We start from the raw sequence: 15,669 nt of genomic DNA on the forward strand, positions 1-15,669 counted from the left end.
TGTTTCCTGTGGTGCACGCAACAGTGAAATTGAAAATTTAGTTGAACGTCCAGCAAATTTATGTAGGCTCTGCAGCACAAAGGGCTTCCTGTGAACTCGTAGATGGCGGATTTGAGAGCAGCTCAGGGGCTCGGGCTTGACGCCGGCATTGCGCTCGTCGGTCCGGGCAACTGAGCTGGCCTGAAGCGGCAAGCCAAGGGAGGAACAGACTGCATGAATAAGATACTCGTCTGCGTGAAGCGGGTTGTGGACTACAACGTGAAGATCCGGGTGAAGCCGGACGGGTCGGGCGTGGAACTGGCCAACATCAAGATGTCCATGAACCCCTTCGACGAGATCGCCGTCGAGGAAGCCGTGCGCCTGAAGGAACAGGGCAAGGCCACCGAGATCGTCGCCGTCTCCATCGGTCCGCAGCAGGCCGGCGAGACCATCCGCACCGCGCTCGCCATGGGCGCCGACCGCGGCATCCTGGTCAAGACCGATGCGACCGTCGAGCCGCTCGCCGTCGCCAAGATCCTGGCCAAGGTGGTCGAGCAGGAAAAGCCCGATCTCATCATCATGGGCAAGCAGGCCATCGACGACGATGCCAACCAGACCGGCCAGATGCTCGCGGCCCTGCTCGGCTGGCCGCAGGGCACCTTCGCGTTCAAGGTGAATGTCGGCGAGGGCTCGATCGACGTGACCCGCGAGGTTGATGGCGGCCTGCAGACGGTGGGCCTCAAGCTGCCGGCGATCGTCACCACGGATCTGCGGCTCAACGAGCCGCGCTATGCGTCCCTGCCCAACATCATGAAGGCCAAGAAGAAGCCGCTCGACGAAACCTCGCCTGAATCGCTCGGGGTCGACGTCAGCCCGCGCCTGAAGGTCATCAAGACCGCCGAGCCCGGCGGCCGCAAGGCAGGCGTGAAGGTGGGTTCGGTGGCGGAACTCGTCCAGAAGCTCAAAGTCGAAGCCGGCGTGCTCTGAGGAGAACAAGACAATGACCACCTTGCTGATTGCCGAGCACGACAACGCTCACCTCAAGGATTCGACCCACAAGGCACTCTCCGCCGCCAAGGCGCTTGGTGCACCCGTGCATGTGCTGGTCGCCGGCGCCAATGCGAAAGCGGCCGCCGAGGCTGCCGCCAAGCTCGAAGGCGTGGAGAAGGTGCTGCTCGCCGAGGGGGCCACTTACGAACACCAACTCGCCGAGCCGACTGCCGCCCTGATCGTGTCGCTCGCCGGTTCCTATGATGCCCTGGTGGCGCCTGCCACCAGCAAGGGCAAGAACGTGATGCCGCGGGTGGCTGCCCTCCTCGACGTGATGCAGGTATCCGACATCATCAAGGTGGTGTCGCCCGACACCTTCGAGCGACCGATCTATGCCGGCAACGCCATCCAGACCGTGCAGGCCACCGATGCCAAGAAGGTGATCACCGTGCGCACCGCCGCCTTCCCGGCTGCGGCTGAGGGCGGTTCCGCCGCCGTCGAGACGGTCAACGCGGCCGACGATCCGGGCACATCGTCCTTCAAGGGCGAGGAGATCGCCCAGAACGACCGTCCCGAACTGACCTCGGCCCGGATCATCATCTCGGGAGGCCGTTCGCTCGGCTCGTCGGAGAACTTCACCAAGTATATCGAGCCGATCGCCGATACGCTCGGCGCGGCCATGGGCGCCTCGCGCGCGGCGGTGGATGCGGGCTACGCGCCCAACGACTGGCAGGTGGGCCAGACCGGCAAGGTGGTGGCGCCGGATCTCTACATTGCGGTGGGCATTTCAGGGGCCATTCAGCATCTGGTGGGCATGAAGGACTCCAAGGTGATCGTGGCGATCAACAAGGACGAAGTGGCTCCGATCTTCCAGGTAGCGGATTACGGCCTCGTCGGCGACCTCTTTCAGATCCTGCCGGAACTGAGGGATGCACTTCAATGAGCGGCAACGAGGAGGTGCGCTACCAGTTTGATCGTGACAGCGGCATCGGCCGGGTCACGTTCAATCGCCCGCAGGCCCTCAACGCCATCACCAAGGATCTTGCTGGAGAGTTCCTGTCCGTCGTCCGAGCCCTGAAACAGCAGGAGAGGCTCAGATGTGTCGTACTGAAGGGAGAAGGCCGCGCCTTCATGGCCGGCGGAGATGTCGCCGCATTCGCGGGAGGCGCCAAGAAAGCCGAAGCAGCGATCAATGAGCTTCTCGACAGATTGCACCCGGCAATCCTGGGTTTGCGCGAGCTCGAAGTTCCGAACGTCTCCGGAGTTCATGGTGTCGCAGCCGGCGCGGGACTGAGCCTGGCTCTGATGGCCGATCTCGTCGTCGCAGCGGATGATGCGCGCTTCCTTCTCGCCTACGACCGCCTTGGCACGGTGCCCGATTGCGGCGGCAGCTGGTTGCTCGCTCACAAGGTTGGCCATGGCCGGGCGAGCGAGCTGATGATGATGGGTCGCACGCTGAGCGCCGATGAAGCCAAAAGCTGGGGAATCGTGAATGCGATCGTACCGGCAGCAGACTTCGACGCCGAGCTCGGCCAGGTTGCGCGAAAGCTCGCCTCAGGTCCCAGCCGCGCCTACGGGACTTTCAGGAAGCTCTTAGAGAGCGCAGCCTCCAGATCTTTGGCCGCACAGCTCGAAGCGGAGCGGGCAGCGTTCGTCGCCATGACCAGGACACAAGACTTCGCGGAGGGTGTTGCCGCCTTTCTCGAGAAGCGGTCGCCCACTTTTCAAGGCATCTGACCTGACGCAACTGCGCATGAACCGGTTCGCTTCACGAAGACAGGCCCGGTGGATTGTTCTTGGGCAAGCCAGTTCAAGAAGGAAACCTTACCATGCTTGAGACAGTCGAACGGCTGGTCACCCTTCGGCACCATGAAGCACGGCAAGCCCGATCACGAGTGCCTGCTGCCGCTCTCGTCCGTGAAGCCGATCAAGTACGACAAGCCGGATGGGGTGCTCACCTTCGACAAGCTGTCCTCGGTGTTTCTGTCCAACACCAATCACGAGGAGGACCAGCCAGTCCATCTGAAGGTGAAGGATTTAGGGCTGCAGAAGGCCTCCGAGCACGATGTCTATGGCGGCCCGTCGCAACGCTACTGCCCGGCGGGCGTCTACGAGTGGGTGGAAGGCGAGGCGGGCGTGCGCTACCAGATCAATGCCCAGAACTGCGTCCACTGCAAGACCTGTGACATCAAGGACCCGAACCAGAACATCAACTGGGTCACCCCCGAGGGCGGCGGCGGGCCGAACTACGTGAACATGTGAGATCGAGGTAAGCTATGAACATTCGGCATAAGGGTCAGCGTATCTTCATCAGTAGGAACGGCGTCGGCGGAGATGGCATTACGCCCAACTCTTGCCGAGTGTGAGTCAGATGGCGTTTCTCACCGAACCAGAGCCTAAGCGCGGCGTGGCGTTGCCGGTCGTGCCGGGCATCTCCCGAATTGTCGCCAACAATCCGAGCCTGATGACCTACCACGGCACCAACACCTACCTCATTGAAGCCGGCGACGGCTTTGTTGTGCTCGATCCCGGCCCGGATGATGACGGTCACCTCAAGGACATCCTGACAGCGACCCAAGAGAAGGTTTCTGCGATCCTGCTGAGTCATACCCATTCGGATCATCTCGGTGCGACCGCCGCCCTCAAGGCCCGCACTGGCGCCACCACCTACGCTTTCCATGTCAGCGCCGATCCCGCCTTCCTGCCCGATTTTATGCTGCGGAATGGCGATGAGGTCGCAGAAATGACGGCAATCCACACGCCGGGCCATGCCAGCAATCATCTCTGCTTCGCCCGGTCTGACGGCATCGTCTTTAGCGCCGATCATGTCATGTCCTGGTCGAGCAGCATTGTCTCCCCGCCAGGCGGCGATATGTCCGCTTACGTCGCTAGCCTGCGGCTAATGCTCAGCCGCGACGACCGCCTGTATCTGCCGGGTCATGGTCCGCCGCTGCCGAACCCCAAACCCTATGTTGCGGACCTGCTTGACCATCGCTTGAGGCGCGAGGAGGCCATCCTCCGGACGCTTAGCGATGGCTCCTACACGACATGGGATCTGGTGGATCGGCTCTACTCAAAGACACATCCCTGGCTACGGCAGGCGGCCGAACGAAACGTGGTTGCGCACCTGCTCAAGTTGCAGGCGGAGGGTCTCGTGTCGCCGGATGGGGAGCGCTGGCGGGCGAGAGAAGGGCTCTCCTGCTCCTGTGAGACTGAAGTATGCTGACTGGCTAGGGCCCCACGAGGTGGTCTGGGGTTAATGTTAATCCATGATCGGCTTGTGACCCCTTCCTGAAGGTCACCACGACGTCGGATCATACGCCACCTTAAACCTTGCTTCTCCAGAGGAAGACGACGTTGTCGCTGGTCTCAACCACCTTCTGTAGGTGCGACAGCTCAATGAACGCGTGGGCGCAGTACAGCCTCCACATCGGGCTGACCACCTCTTGGAAGGGGACTTCCGGGTTGGACGTCCACCAGGAATCCCACTCGTGGGCGGTGAAGTCGTCGCCGTAGGCGTGCGTCACACTCAGATCCGGATCGAAGCCATCGTCGACGCAGAGAGCCTTCGCCCTGGCCCTGATTTGGCTGTCCATGATGTCGGCTGTCTCCTGGGCCCGCGCGTACAACATGATCACTCCTCAATCGGCTTGGATGAGGGGAGAGGTTGGCTGCGCTGCTCCATGCAGCGGGTCAGCTCTTGGATGATCCAGCGTCTGGCCTGGCGTTTTGAGGATCGTGTCATCGTGACCTCCTGCGATGTCACCAGGATCGCTCGAAACAGCCCGTCCTTCCGTGACCGAAGCCACACAAGGCTTGTGCGAAAGCGATCACAGTCATTCCTGTGGTGAAGCGGCTCAGAAGAAAGGGTTCCCTTTGGTCCTCCCCGACTGGGCAAGCGATCTCCCGACCTGACCGTGCAGAGGTCAGGCATCACTGGCCAGCCCCACGAGGTGGTCGGGGATCAATGGACGTGGATGATTGGTCGTGGCGTCGGCGATACGATAAACCTTCTGGGCTATCTGGTTCCGTCGCAAATCCGGAGTAGGGACGAGAGAATGGCAGGTCTTCGTTACGCGCTCATGCAGCGAGCCGCTCGAATTGCTCGGCTAGCGACAGCTGCTGATTGCAGGCATATTTCGCCTGCTGTTTGCGCATCATATGGATCAACTCGATGCCACGTAAGATCACGCGGGCGCTGGCAACGGACCTGAAGCCGAGCATTGGACGCACGCGGCGTTTGACGGCGCGGTGATCCTGCTCAATCCGGTTATTAAGGTATTGACTCTGCCGGATGCTGATCGGCTTGAGCCCGCGTCTTGAACGATCCTGCAGACGGCTCTCAGCATCACACGCCAGGATGGCTTCCCGATTGGTCTGGCTGCCATCGATGACGATCCTCTCGGGCCGGCCGTGGCGCTTGAGCGCCTTGCGCAGGAACCGTTTGGCCGCAGTAAGGTTACCCCGCTCGCTGAACCAGAACTCGACCGTGTCGCCATTACTGTCGATGGCCCGGTAGAGATACGTCCAACGCCCGCGCACCTTGATGTAAGTTTCATCCACGTGCCATTTCCGGCTGACGCTTCGTTTGCGAAGGTTGAAGCGCTTGAGCAGTTCGGGCGAGTAGCGAATAACCCACCTGTGGACGGTCGCATGATCGACGGAGATGCCCCGCTCGGCCATCATCTCTTCCAGGTTCCGCAGGCTCAGATTGTAAGCCAAATACCACCGGACGCAGAGCAGGATCACGGATCGATCAAAATGCCGGCCCTTGAACACCGCGTCCTCCAATATTGTGACTGAGGTCTCAATAGCTGAAACTCTGAAACAAATTATTGCGACAGATCCGACCATTCTCGCAGCACTCGCTTTCATCGGCATGGCAGCCTCGGCGCCCGCGCAGGACCTCTTCGCTTAGGACCTCGTCAAGCGCACCATAGAATGCCGCTCCGTCGAGGCCGTCATCTGAGGTTTGGTTCCGACAGGCGGAACACCCGCCTCGATACGCCACATTCAGTTCCGGCTTGTTACCCAGTTTCGGTCATAGCACTGTCATCCTCCGCCATGGAGCGGCTGGCGGTAAAGACGTCCTCCACCAAGCGCCACGATATCGTTGACTTCCTGCGGATTACTTTCATCGGCTTCAACGATCAGAGCTGTCGTTCCCGGATGCATATCGGACGTGACCGAATTGACGAAGTTGGAGCTAAGTCCCCACTTAACAGCATCGCCGATCACTCCGGCACCGGCTCCGAGTGCAGCCCCCAAGGCCGCGCCCAGTGGTCCGGCAATCAGGCCGATGAGCGCCCCGACCGAGGCGCCAACTTTAGTGCTATGAAGCGGATTGGCGTGCTCCTTCAGGAGTGAAACGGTCCCTTGATCGTCCTTCTGGACCATGACGCCACCTTTGAGCTTAAATTTTGAAGCCCCGGTATCTTTCAGGTCTTTGATTGCCGTGGCTGCGGTAGAAGCAGATCCTTGATCCTTGAATATTGCCACTATGATTTTCTCGACCATGTTCATCTCCCCGGACGCCAGTGCCTGCTTCACCGGTCTGGTTCCCTATGGCGGCCTCGTGCGATCTGGAACTACCTGCCAATGTTAGCTGAAACGTGCTCCGCATGCCCCAAAATTCGTGTGTCATCCGGCAGACCGGAGTTTTAGCGGACCACACGCTCAACGTTGGGCCATGGAACGCCTGTGCTCGGGAGCCTGTGCACGGGAGATAGACTGTATGTGGCGATGCACCCCAGCGGGCGTAACCGATCCTGGCCATTCCCGTCCATGACCTCTCACACATTTCGGCCGGGACATTCGCGTGAGTCCCATGCTCCCCTAATCCCCTCTTACGAGGGGGGCGGGCACAATTGAACGACTCGAGGGGCACACCGACCGGGAGATCGGTTGATCGATCCAAGCCGTCGAGGATCTGAGCGAACTCGACAACACCATCGCTCTATGGACGACAGCTCATTCGCCCGCCTGAACGCCACCAACGCTGGGCGACCCGAGATCAGGGCGGGCCGGACGGAGATGATCCTGCATCCCAGCATGACGGGCATGGCCGAGGATGTCCTCATTACCCCCGAAACTGACGCCAACGCTGAGCGGCGATCGTCTCACACCAAGATGTCAATGGACACAGGGCATCCGACCTGAAGTTGGCCGCGATTCCGATTTGATTTCGGTCACCCTTCTTCGGCCCGCCGCGGTTGATTATCACCTTGACCTCGGGCGCAGCCTCGGCTGCTATGCCATGGCTGGGAGAGGCAAGGGATCAGCAATCCAAGGGGGAACGATGCGTTACCTTTCGCACTGGTGGCCGTATGGCGTCCTGGCGTCGCTCAGCCTTCTCGCCGGTGGCCCATCTCCTGCGTTCGCCGCAGACTTGGGGCCTCCTCCTCCCGCTCCGGCGATCGAGGCTCCCGCTCCGCTTGGCTGGACGTTCCGTTTCACGCCCTATGGCTGGCTCACCGCGATGGACGGCACCCAGACCGTGCGCGGGCGCTCCGTCAAGGTCGACGCCAGCTTCATCGACATCGTCGAGGAGAGCGACACGCTGGTCGCCCTGATGGGCGACTTCGAGGCCCGCAATGGTCCGTTCGCACTTTATGGCGATGTGGTCTGGAGCAAGGTCGGAGCAGACCGGAGCGCAGTCAGGACCCGTGCGCCTGCGCCGGGCATCACCGGGACCGTTGGGTCTGCCCTCAATCTGGACATCGAGATGGCCATAGTCGAGGGTGGCGCCACCTATGAGGTGGCCCGCTCAGGGCCACTTGCCTTCGATGTCCTTGGCGGTGTGCGGTACTGGCACCAGAGGGCGGAACTTTCGCTGGACGTTGCTGGGACTTTTGAGACTGCCGATCTTGTGATCGCCGGGGCACGAGCCATTGCCCGCTCCGGCTCCGTCGATTGGCTCGACCCAATCATCGGGGCTCGGATGCGCTATCAAGTGACATCAGGCCACGAGTTATTTCTTCAGGGTGACATCGGAGGGTTTGGGGTCGGAAGCGACTTCTCCTGGCAGGCCATCGGCGCCTACAGCTTTGATTTTGGCACCTACCAGAGCGTGACCTTCTCGGGCGTGATCGGCTATCGGGCGCTCTATGTCGACTATGTCCAGGGCGAGGGCCGGCAGCGCTACGAGTTCGACATGCTCGTGCACGGTCCTATCGTTGGCATCAGCGCCAGGTTCTGACCGAACTTCAAAGGTGGGCCCGGCTCTGTCACGGTGTCCGGATGCGAAGCTTCCTTGGCGGCAGCAACGACCTTGAGGGCCTGAGACAAGGCGCCTGGAGCGGACAGCTTGAAGCGCGGATTGGCCAGTTTGGGCTCATGGCCTCTGCCCAACGCGAACGGTTGCAGGTATGCTTCCAAGGTGACATTCTGATGTTTCACTATCACGCCTGTGATAGTGGAAGAACCCGGCGGAGGGCCTATGCTTAAACTCGCACGCTGGTTCAGTCTTTGGAGTGCCCTTGTGTTGCCCCTGGCCGCTCAAGCGCAGCCAACCCCTTCGCTGGACGAAAAACTCAACTATATCTTCGATGTGTCCGATGTAAAAAATGGTTTTGACATTGGATATAATGTCATGAAACCGAGACTGCTCGATAAGATCCAGAATTCATCAAGCAAAATAACGCCAGAAATTGCCGACTACATCTCTGGACTTATGGACGATGAGTTTGTCCAGATCAAGCCTGCAATGTTAGACTTCGTCAAAGAATACTACAAACGTCAATTCACGGAAGAAGAGATCGTTGCTTTGTATGATTTCTATCGCACGCCCGTCGGGTCTCGTCTCGCCACCAAGTTGAACGCGGTAACGGCCGGTCTCCTTCCTGAAATGCAAACATTCATGAGCCGCCAATTTGCACCTCGCCTTAGTGCGCGGGTGAGCAACGATGCAAGATTGCGTGACGTCCTCAAGCCATAAATTACAGCCTGAAGCCAGGACGGAGTTTCAGGACTTTTCGCGAATTTCCAGAGGTACTGGATTGAGCCCAATCAACCGTGTGCTCTCTCCTTTCACGGAACGGTCCGGGGTCGTGGCCCAGGACCGACGGTGCTGGTCTACGGGCACCTTGCCTCACAAGGGGAGAGTGTCGAGAAGCCGGGCGACACTCGTCGGGTGCCACTGGCTGCCCCGGTCGGTGGCGATGCCCCGGTCGTTAAGCGCCTTCGCAATACCCGAAAGGCTTGTGATCCCCGCTTTCGAAGTTCACTGATTGTCAGGGCGAGAAGAGACCCATTGGCCTTCGCCTGTCTCGCCTCAAGCCCCTTTGCCCTGTCCTTGCCAGTTGGCCTGTATCCTCTGAACCCACCAAGCTCGACTACTGCCGCAGTCGATCAGCGGCGCGACGCGACCATAACATGGTCATTGGGCGGGCTACTTTCGTCCCCAGTTGCGGACACGCGGCGAGAGTCATCGTGGCTCCGTGATTGTCGTTCCTGCCATTGCAACTTAGATGCTTATGGCGATCCCCCTGCGTGAGTTCTGGGTCCTGCCTGGGAGTAAAGCGGGCGGCCCCATGAGACCGTGGGCCGAACAATACCAGCTTGATTATTTACAACGGACCACCCGAGACCGTGTTAAGCTCGGGAAGGAGGGCCCGAACATGGGCCATGCCGGCCCGGGTTGGCGGGCTACCAAAGCTGGAGCGACGCAGATGATCCTCAGGACATTGGTCGCCAAGATCGCGGTGACCGTCTTTCTACTGGGTGGAACAAGCAGTGCCGCGCTTGCAGCCGGCGGCGGCGGCGTTCTCGTGGATCCCGGGGCCATGGAAGGCAAGCACTTCCATCCGAAAGGCAAGATGCCATCGCAGTTCACCATCGAACTGCAAAAAGGCTTACGTGCTACGCTGCCGTTCGAGGACAAGCGCGACCTCGACGAGGCCAAGCGCGGCTTCATTGCCGCGCCTCCCTACAAGCAGATCATGGCTGAGGCAGGCAACGTCGCCTGGGACATGGCCAGCTGCGAGTTTCTGCTTCAGGGCAAAGACCTCGATAGCGTCCACCCTTCATTGCAGCGACAGGCAATCCTGAACATGGCCTACGGGCTTTACGAGGTCGTCCCGGGCAAGATCTACCAGGTACGGGGCTTTGACCTCTTCAACATCAGCTTCATCAGGGGCGCTACGGGCTGGATCGTGTTCGATCCACTGACGGCCAAGGAGACCGCTAAGGCGGCCTTGGATTTCATCAACGAGAAACTCGGCACCCTCCCAGTGGTGGCTGTTGTCTACTCTCACTCCCACGGGGATCACTACGGTGGTGTGCGCGGCGTTGTGAATGAGGCCGACGTGAGGAGCGGCAAGGTGCCGGTCATTGCGCCGACCGGCTTCATGAAACACGCAGTGAGTGAGAACGTGTACGCCGGCAATGCAATGAACCGACGTTTGTTCTTCCAGTACGGTGTCCTGCTCCCACGCAGTCCCTTCGGCCATGTGGATCAGTCGATCGGAAAGAACACCGCATCCGGCAACACGGGCTTGATCGAACCTAGTCGCCTGATCGAGAAGGACTTCGAGGAGCTTACTGTCGATGGCGTGACTATGGTATTTCAGAATACACCGGGCACCGAGGCACCGGCGGAGATGAACACCTACTTCCCGCAGTTTAAGGCGTTCTGGGCCGGTGAGAACATCACCGGCACGATCCACAACATCTACACGCTACGCGGCGCCCTGATCCGGGATCCGCTGGAGTGGTCCAAGCAGATCAACGCCGCCCTGTATCGGTTCGGCCAGGAAGCCGAGGTCATGTTCGCCGCCCATTCTTGGCCGCGCTGGGGCAATGAGCGCGTTCAGGAAGTGATGCGGACGCAGCGTGACGCCTACGGCCACCTCAACAACGACGTGCTACGTCTGGCAAATCAGGGTGTGACGGTCAATGAGGTCCAGAATGTCTACAAGCTGCCCGACAGCCTGAAGAAGCAGTGGGCTGCTCACAGCTACCATGGCTCCGAGGAGCACAACAGTCGTGCGGTGATCAACCGCTACTTGGGTTACTGGGATGGAAATCCTGCCACCCTGACCCCGATGTCGCCTGGAGACACTGCTCCATTGTATGTCGAGATGATGGGTGGGGCCGAACCGATCATGGTCAAGGGCAAAGAGCTGTACGATCAGGGCAAGTATCTGCTCGCTATGGAGATCCTCAACAAGCTCGTCTACGCCCAACCGAGTAATCAGGTCGCTAAGGACCTTCTGGCAGATGTCTTCGAGCAGATCGGTTACCAGAAGGAGAGCGCGAGCGTACGCAACAGCTTCCTCGCGGCGGCCCTGGAACTGCGGTCTGGGATGCCGGAAGGTGTGCCGCCCAAGACCAGCGGCCCGGACACAATCCACGCGATGTCGACGGACCTTTGGCTCGACTTCCTCGCCATCCGCCTGGACAGCCGCAAGGCCGAAGGTGTGAAGTTCGTGATCAACTTGATTACGCCGGACAACGGTGAGCGTTTTGCTGTGGAGATGAGCAACTCGACACTAACGAAGATCAAGGGACAGCAGGCGAGGTCCCCGGACCTGACCATGACCATCAACCGTTCCGATCTCGAAGCCGTGATGGCGGGTAAGGAAACACTCGACGAGCAAATCGCTAACGGCAAGGCGAAGCTGGAGGGCGACCGCAAACCCCTCGATCAGCTCAAGGGGATGCTGGTGCGGTTCACCCCGGACTTCGAGATGATGCCAGGGACCAAGCCTACGACGCCAGCGACCCCGGTGGCCAAGGATCCGTTCGAGCAGGATGCACCCGCACTGACTGATGGAGGATAAATCACCGCCGGCCTTGAGGGGCCGCCGCAAATAAGCGTCGGCGTCTGCGAAAGGTTACTTCCAAGAGCAATGGGTTTTCGCGCGCTTATCGCGGTCGCCAGGTCCATTACTCGGTCTGCCCACGGATGTCCTGGACGATCTGGAAAAGCCTCAGGCCCGGTAGACAGCCTTGTGGAGGAGTTTTCCCCCAAGGCTGGATGGACTGACGCGGACCATCTCTACCGACACCCTCGTGGCGAGGGTCGAGGCGAGGAGGAGAATCTTCGTCCGCATGCTTGAGGCCTCTCCTTCGGCGGCCGGCGGCGGGAGGGAACGACACGCACGAAGGCCTGAAATCTCGGGGACCCGGATTCGATGGCAATCGGGGTTCGACCTGAAGGCTTCGGCGATCCCTGAAAGAGCAGGTCGACGCCCCGCGTTCCGGCGCTAGAGGCACCGCAAGCTGTCGAAGCCGCAGTTCCTGCACTCGCGCCATCATTCCGGCTTCCTGGAATTCGCCGAGACCATGTCCCGTGGCGAGGGCACGTCGACCCGGATGAGTTGCGAGAACTGAGGCGATCCGTCGGCCAGGCGTGCGCGGGCATCGATATGGGCGCTTTCCTTCAGGGCCGGCAGGGACACCTGGCTATCGAGGGCTCCTCTCGCGTAGGCGTAGTCCGGCAGGTAGCCGTTCACGATGAGACGCCAGTCGAAGGGGATCGCTACTCCGACGGCCCGCATCATCTTGACTGCCGTCGTGGTGCAGTTCGTGGTCAGCGAATTGTAGAATCGCGGCCGGATCGCCAGCGCGTTCGCATCCGATACGTATTCGAGCAGGAGACGCCGGGCCGCCTCCGGGGATGCGTTCAGACGATAGAGCTGCACGTCCTCGCCGCGAAGGTTCGATCGCACGCGCACCACGTCGCGCTCGTCCGCGGCGACGAGAATGAGTGGATTGCTCTTGAAGAGATCGGCGACGGGCGAGAATTCGCCGCCCCGGGTGCGCCGGACCTCGATCGACCATGCGAGGTATTCGTCGCCCTCGAAGCCGAAGCTGAGGATCACGTGGGCCATCTCCGGCCCGGCCCAGTAGGACATGAACAGGTCGAGCGTGCGCAGCTTGTCCAGGTCGTACGACCGCGTGACCCATCGCTCCGCGGCGTCCTGTCCGTTGTGCCACTCGAAATCCCGGACGTTCGTGAGGGTCAGGCGATTGCCTTCGACGGATCCTGTCACCTGACGGGCGACGTCCGGCGCCCAATCCGCATGGTCCGGCGGACGGATCGTGCTCCACCAGACTGCCGTCGAACAGACAGCCATCGTGAAGGCGACCACAGCCGCAAGCCGGGACCGGCTGAACGAAGCGGCGATCGTCGCCACACCGAGGAGGAGGAACAGCAAGGCGATGGCGGCCCGCAGGCCCTCCGGCCCGGGAAGGCGATACCAGAGAGCGAGGGCACACCAGACCGATGCGAGCACAACAGCCAGCCCAAGCGCGATACGGACGATCAGGCGCAGGATCCACGGCATGACATCGTCCCGTTTGGGCCGCCGGTGCGTCACCCCTGGCGGCCGTCGCTGCGCCACGCGCTCGGCGCTTGGCCCGACCAGCGCCGGAAGGCCCGGGTGAAGGCGCTGGCCTCGGAATAGCCGAGGGCCAACGCGATCTCGACGAGCGGCATGTGCGTACCCTCCAGCAGTTGACGGGCAATCTCGAACCGAGTCTCGTTCGCAATCGCCCTGTAGCCCATGCTGCCCTGCAAGCGGCGGCTCAAGGTGCGGCGGTGCATCACCAGCAGATCGGCGATGTCGTCCGCCGAACAGCGGTTGCTCGGCAACCGCGTGCGCAGCAGCCGCCGGATGTCGTCCGCGAATTCGGATCCCGGGCTGCCCTTCAGTTGCTGGATCCGCTCCTCCAGCATGGCACGCAGCAGGGGATCGGCTCCGGCGATCCGAAGGTCCAGGTCGCGGACCGGGAGGACAATCGTGGCGGTCTCCTGATTGAACCTGACCGGGGTCCGGTAATGGCGCCGGTATGGCTCGCGATTTGCTGGGGCGGCCCGGGGCAGGAGCACCTCGGTCGGGTTCCATTCGGATCCGCACAGGGCGCGCAGGGCGTTGACGGCAACGGCGATGGCGCCGTCGGAGATCTGCTCGACGCCCGCGACCGTGGGCTGGTAGACCGAGAAGCCAAGCAGGGCCGTGTCGCCTGCTACAGCAAGCGACGGGACAATGCCCCGGTCCTGGATGCTCAGGTTCGAAACGAGACTGCGCAAGGCGTCGCCGATGGTGTCGGAATGCTGCATCAGGCGTCCGACCATCCCGAGCGACTGGATCGTGGCCCGCTGTCCGACGAGAAGCCCGAAATGCGGACAGTTCGTGCGGGCCACGCTCAAGGCGAGCAGCCGGCCCAAGGCCCCATGCGGGATCACGTTCGCCCCATCCTCGAAAAGGCCTGGGTCGAGCCCTGCTTCCCTGATGACCGGATCGGGATCGATGCCGAAATCCCGCAGGGTCGGCGGGATCTCCTTGGCGACACCCAGGTGAATGTGACCGGGGGGAAGCGTCCGCCCGGACCCCGCCGACGGAAGCACGATGTTGTCGATCATCCTCATGGGTGCCTCACCACGTGTTGTTCCTCTGACCAAGGTTCCCCTGACCGACACCCCTTCAGGGGGCTGCCACATCGGAAGCGGATCGGCCCAGTTCCTCCACGTGGCCGCCGAGAGACTCTCGCGTCCGGGGATCGATGACCGCGACGGGCGCTGAGATCGCCAGACCTGCTGCCGTTCCGACGACGGAGGCCGCACCCGCGGTCACCTGAATGATCCGGTCGCCCAGCCCGACCCGGGAATCCGTCACCGTCTGGCCTTCCGCGAGCCGCTTGCCGATGAGTTGCACGACCTCGGGGCTCTCGGCGAACTTGCCGTGATTGAGGGCATCGCCCGCCTTGAGCTTGGTCAGGTCCAGGACCGTCACGTTCGCCTGCTCGAGCTGCGTCCGGTACGGCTCCTGATCGGGATTGATGGCGCCCAGACGAGCCTCGCTGCCCCACACCCTGCGCGACACGGCCAGCGCGCGGTCGTCCTGCGACACGAACAGGGTGAAGGCGGGACGGTTCGCCCTCGGTCCCATATCGACGAGGGCCTCCCGGGCGAGGTCGACATCGACGTCCGGTGCCGCCAGCAGGACGTTGCGGATCTTCGGCGTCACCCGACCGTCGCGGATCGCCATCTGGCGCAGGGTTTCGAGCGCAAGCGAATTGCCCATGGAATGCGCCAGGATCGAGATCTCGCCGACCGCCGGATCACGCGAGATCGCCTTCAGCAGGCTCTCCAAGGCATTGCGGGAATAGGCCGTGCTCTCCCGGTCGTAGCCGTAGGCCAGCACGCTGCCGCGCGAGGGCCAGGTGAACAGGATCGGCACCACGGGGGCGTTGGAGTCGTGCACGATCTGCGCGAAGCGGAAGACCGCATCGTCGAAGCGGTTGTTGAAGCCGTGGATGAACACCAGCACCTGGCGTTTAGGCGTGGTCCGCAGGGTGCGGTGGAACCAGGCGAGTGCCTGCGCGCGGTCGATCACGTCGGCTTTCAATGTCACGAACTCGGTAGCCGGATTGCCCGGTACCTGCTGCGGCCATTGCACCTCGCCGATCTGCCGAGCGTTCGGCGGCGGGATCGAGACCGTGATGTTGGCGAAGCCCGGCGATGGTCCGCGGTCGCCCGAGAACATCTCCGCCGGCTCGACACGCTTGCGGGTGGTGGCGACCAGCATGTCGACCCGGCTCGCGCCGGCAACGGTCCCGCTCACCGGAACCATCACGCCCCGGACACTGGCGCAGGCGCTGAGACCGGACACCAAGGCCAGGATCAAGGGAAGGTGCGCGACCTGAGGCCGGACAGCCCGTCGCGCTTCTGATCGTACCATCGCGGATCCTTTA

Annotated in this window: 15 protein-coding genes and 1 pseudogene; 8 read left to right on the forward strand and 8 right to left on the reverse strand. The window is 61.7% G+C overall.

Annotated features, from left to right (window positions below):
• Positions 1-213 precede the first annotated feature (213 nt).
• The 5 genes and pseudogenes from BB934_RS24010 (at position 214) to BB934_RS24030 (ending at position 4,195) form a co-directional block, all read left to right on the forward strand.
• Positions 214-966, forward strand: a complete 753-nt coding sequence (locus BB934_RS24010) for an electron transfer flavoprotein subunit beta/FixA family protein (protein ID WP_099511943.1) — start codon at positions 214-216, stop codon at positions 964-966.
• Positions 967-979: 13 nt separating this feature from the next.
• Positions 980-1,912, forward strand: coding sequence for an electron transfer flavoprotein subunit alpha/FixB family protein (locus BB934_RS24015; protein WP_099511944.1), 933 nt, complete (start codon positions 980-982; stop codon positions 1,910-1,912).
• Positions 1,909-2,706: an enoyl-CoA hydratase/isomerase family protein gene (locus BB934_RS24020; protein WP_099511945.1), complete on the forward strand. Its 798-nt coding sequence runs from the start codon at positions 1,909-1,911 to the stop codon at positions 2,704-2,706. The genes BB934_RS24015 and BB934_RS24020 overlap by 4 nt, the downstream gene beginning before the upstream one ends.
• Positions 2,707-2,817: 111 nt before the next feature.
• Positions 2,818-3,231, forward strand: a pseudogene (locus BB934_RS24025) (4Fe-4S dicluster domain-containing protein); the annotation flags it as partial.
• A 109-nt stretch (positions 3,232-3,340) separates the two neighbouring features.
• Positions 3,341-4,195, forward strand: coding sequence for an MBL fold metallo-hydrolase (locus tag BB934_RS24030; RefSeq protein WP_099511946.1), 855 nt, complete (start codon positions 3,341-3,343; stop codon positions 4,193-4,195).
• A gap of 100 nt (positions 4,196-4,295) precedes the next feature.
• Here BB934_RS24030 and BB934_RS24035 read toward each other — a convergent pair whose 3' ends face one another.
• From BB934_RS24035 to BB934_RS24045, 3 genes are all read right to left on the reverse strand, one after another.
• Positions 4,296-4,601 carry a hypothetical protein gene (locus BB934_RS24035; RefSeq protein WP_099511947.1) on the reverse strand — a complete coding sequence of 102 codons (306 nt, stop codon included), beginning with the start codon at positions 4,599-4,601 and terminating at the stop codon, positions 4,296-4,298.
• Between the two features lie 448 nt (positions 4,602-5,049).
• Positions 5,050-5,748: an IS6 family transposase gene (locus BB934_RS24040; RefSeq protein WP_099513187.1), complete on the reverse strand. Its 699-nt coding sequence runs from the start codon at positions 5,746-5,748 to the stop codon at positions 5,050-5,052.
• A gap of 273 nt (positions 5,749-6,021) precedes the next feature.
• Entirely contained in the window at positions 6,022-6,486 is a 465-nt protein-coding gene (locus tag BB934_RS24045; RefSeq protein ID WP_157934294.1) for a DUF1269 domain-containing protein, read from the reverse strand.
• A gap of 781 nt (positions 6,487-7,267) precedes the next feature.
• Between BB934_RS24045 and BB934_RS24055 the strand changes: the two genes are divergently transcribed.
• A complete protein-coding gene (locus BB934_RS24055) occupies positions 7,268-8,167 on the forward strand; it encodes a hypothetical protein (RefSeq protein ID WP_099511950.1) in 900 nt (299 codons plus the stop codon).
• A gap of 240 nt (positions 8,168-8,407) precedes the next feature.
• Complete coding sequence (locus BB934_RS24060) at positions 8,408-8,905, forward strand: DUF2059 domain-containing protein (RefSeq protein WP_099511951.1); 498 nt, start codon at positions 8,408-8,410, stop codon at positions 8,903-8,905.
• A 153-nt stretch (positions 8,906-9,058) separates the two neighbouring features.
• Here the strand turns inward: BB934_RS24060 and BB934_RS50630 are convergent, their stop codons facing one another.
• Positions 9,059-9,175, reverse strand: coding sequence for a recombinase family protein (locus BB934_RS50630; RefSeq protein ID WP_099513188.1), 117 nt, complete (start codon positions 9,173-9,175; stop codon positions 9,059-9,061).
• Positions 9,176-9,587: 412 nt separating this feature from the next.
• On the opposite strand from BB934_RS50630, the gene BB934_RS24070 reads away from it, so the two are divergent.
• Entirely contained in the window at positions 9,588-11,750 is a 2,163-nt protein-coding gene (locus BB934_RS24070) for an alkyl/aryl-sulfatase (protein WP_237050075.1), read from the forward strand.
• Between the two features lie 150 nt (positions 11,751-11,900).
• Here the strand turns inward: BB934_RS24070 and BB934_RS50265 are convergent, their stop codons facing one another.
• The 4 genes from BB934_RS50265 to BB934_RS24085 form a co-directional block, all read right to left on the reverse strand.
• Positions 11,901-12,023 (reverse strand): hypothetical protein, encoded by a 123-nt coding sequence (locus tag BB934_RS50265; protein WP_257792365.1) that lies wholly within the window; start codon positions 12,021-12,023, stop codon positions 11,901-11,903.
• A gap of 201 nt (positions 12,024-12,224) precedes the next feature.
• The gene (locus BB934_RS24075) at positions 12,225-13,259 is read right to left on the reverse strand and encodes an Lnb N-terminal periplasmic domain-containing protein (RefSeq protein ID WP_099511952.1); all 1,035 of its coding nucleotides are present in this window, start codon (positions 13,257-13,259) and stop codon (positions 12,225-12,227) included.
• A 29-nt stretch (positions 13,260-13,288) separates the two neighbouring features.
• Complete coding sequence (locus BB934_RS24080; protein ID WP_099511953.1) at positions 13,289-14,344, reverse strand: AraC family transcriptional regulator; 1,056 nt, start codon at positions 14,342-14,344, stop codon at positions 13,289-13,291.
• A gap of 55 nt (positions 14,345-14,399) precedes the next feature.
• Positions 14,400-15,656 (reverse strand): alpha/beta hydrolase, encoded by a 1,257-nt coding sequence (locus tag BB934_RS24085; protein ID WP_099511954.1) that lies wholly within the window; start codon positions 15,654-15,656, stop codon positions 14,400-14,402.
• Between the last annotated feature and the right edge of the window lie 13 nt (positions 15,657-15,669).

Source organism: Microvirga ossetica (assembly GCF_002741015.1).
Lineage (GTDB): Bacteria > Pseudomonadota > Alphaproteobacteria > Rhizobiales > Beijerinckiaceae > Microvirga > Microvirga ossetica.

Coding starts and splice junctions, on each gene's coding strand:
- BB934_RS24010 (WP_099511943.1), top strand. CDS start 214: ATGAATAAGATACTCGTCTGCGTGAAGCGGGTTGTGGACTACAACGTG.
- BB934_RS24015 (WP_099511944.1), top strand. CDS start 980: ATGACCACCTTGCTGATTGCCGAGCACGACAACGCTCACCTCAAGGAT.
- BB934_RS24020 (WP_099511945.1), top strand. CDS start 1,909: ATGAGCGGCAACGAGGAGGTGCGCTACCAGTTTGATCGTGACAGCGGC.
- BB934_RS24030 (WP_099511946.1), top strand. CDS start 3,341: ATGGCGTTTCTCACCGAACCAGAGCCTAAGCGCGGCGTGGCGTTGCCG.
- BB934_RS24035 (WP_099511947.1), bottom strand. CDS start 4,601: ATGTTGTACGCGCGGGCCCAGGAGACAGCCGACATCATGGACAGCCAA.
- BB934_RS24045 (WP_157934294.1), bottom strand. CDS start 6,486: ATGGTCGAGAAAATCATAGTGGCAATATTCAAGGATCAAGGATCTGCT.
- BB934_RS24055 (WP_099511950.1), top strand. CDS start 7,268: ATGCGTTACCTTTCGCACTGGTGGCCGTATGGCGTCCTGGCGTCGCTC.
- BB934_RS24060 (WP_099511951.1), top strand. CDS start 8,408: ATGCTTAAACTCGCACGCTGGTTCAGTCTTTGGAGTGCCCTTGTGTTG.
- BB934_RS24070 (WP_237050075.1), top strand. CDS start 9,588: ATGGGCCATGCCGGCCCGGGTTGGCGGGCTACCAAAGCTGGAGCGACG.
- BB934_RS50265 (WP_257792365.1), bottom strand. CDS start 12,023: ATGCGGACGAAGATTCTCCTCCTCGCCTCGACCCTCGCCACGAGGGTG.
- BB934_RS24075 (WP_099511952.1), bottom strand. CDS start 13,259: ATGCCGTGGATCCTGCGCCTGATCGTCCGTATCGCGCTTGGGCTGGCT.
- BB934_RS24080 (WP_099511953.1), bottom strand. CDS start 14,344: ATGAGGATGATCGACAACATCGTGCTTCCGTCGGCGGGGTCCGGGCGG.
- BB934_RS24085 (WP_099511954.1), bottom strand. CDS start 15,656: ATGGTACGATCAGAAGCGCGACGGGCTGTCCGGCCTCAGGTCGCGCAC.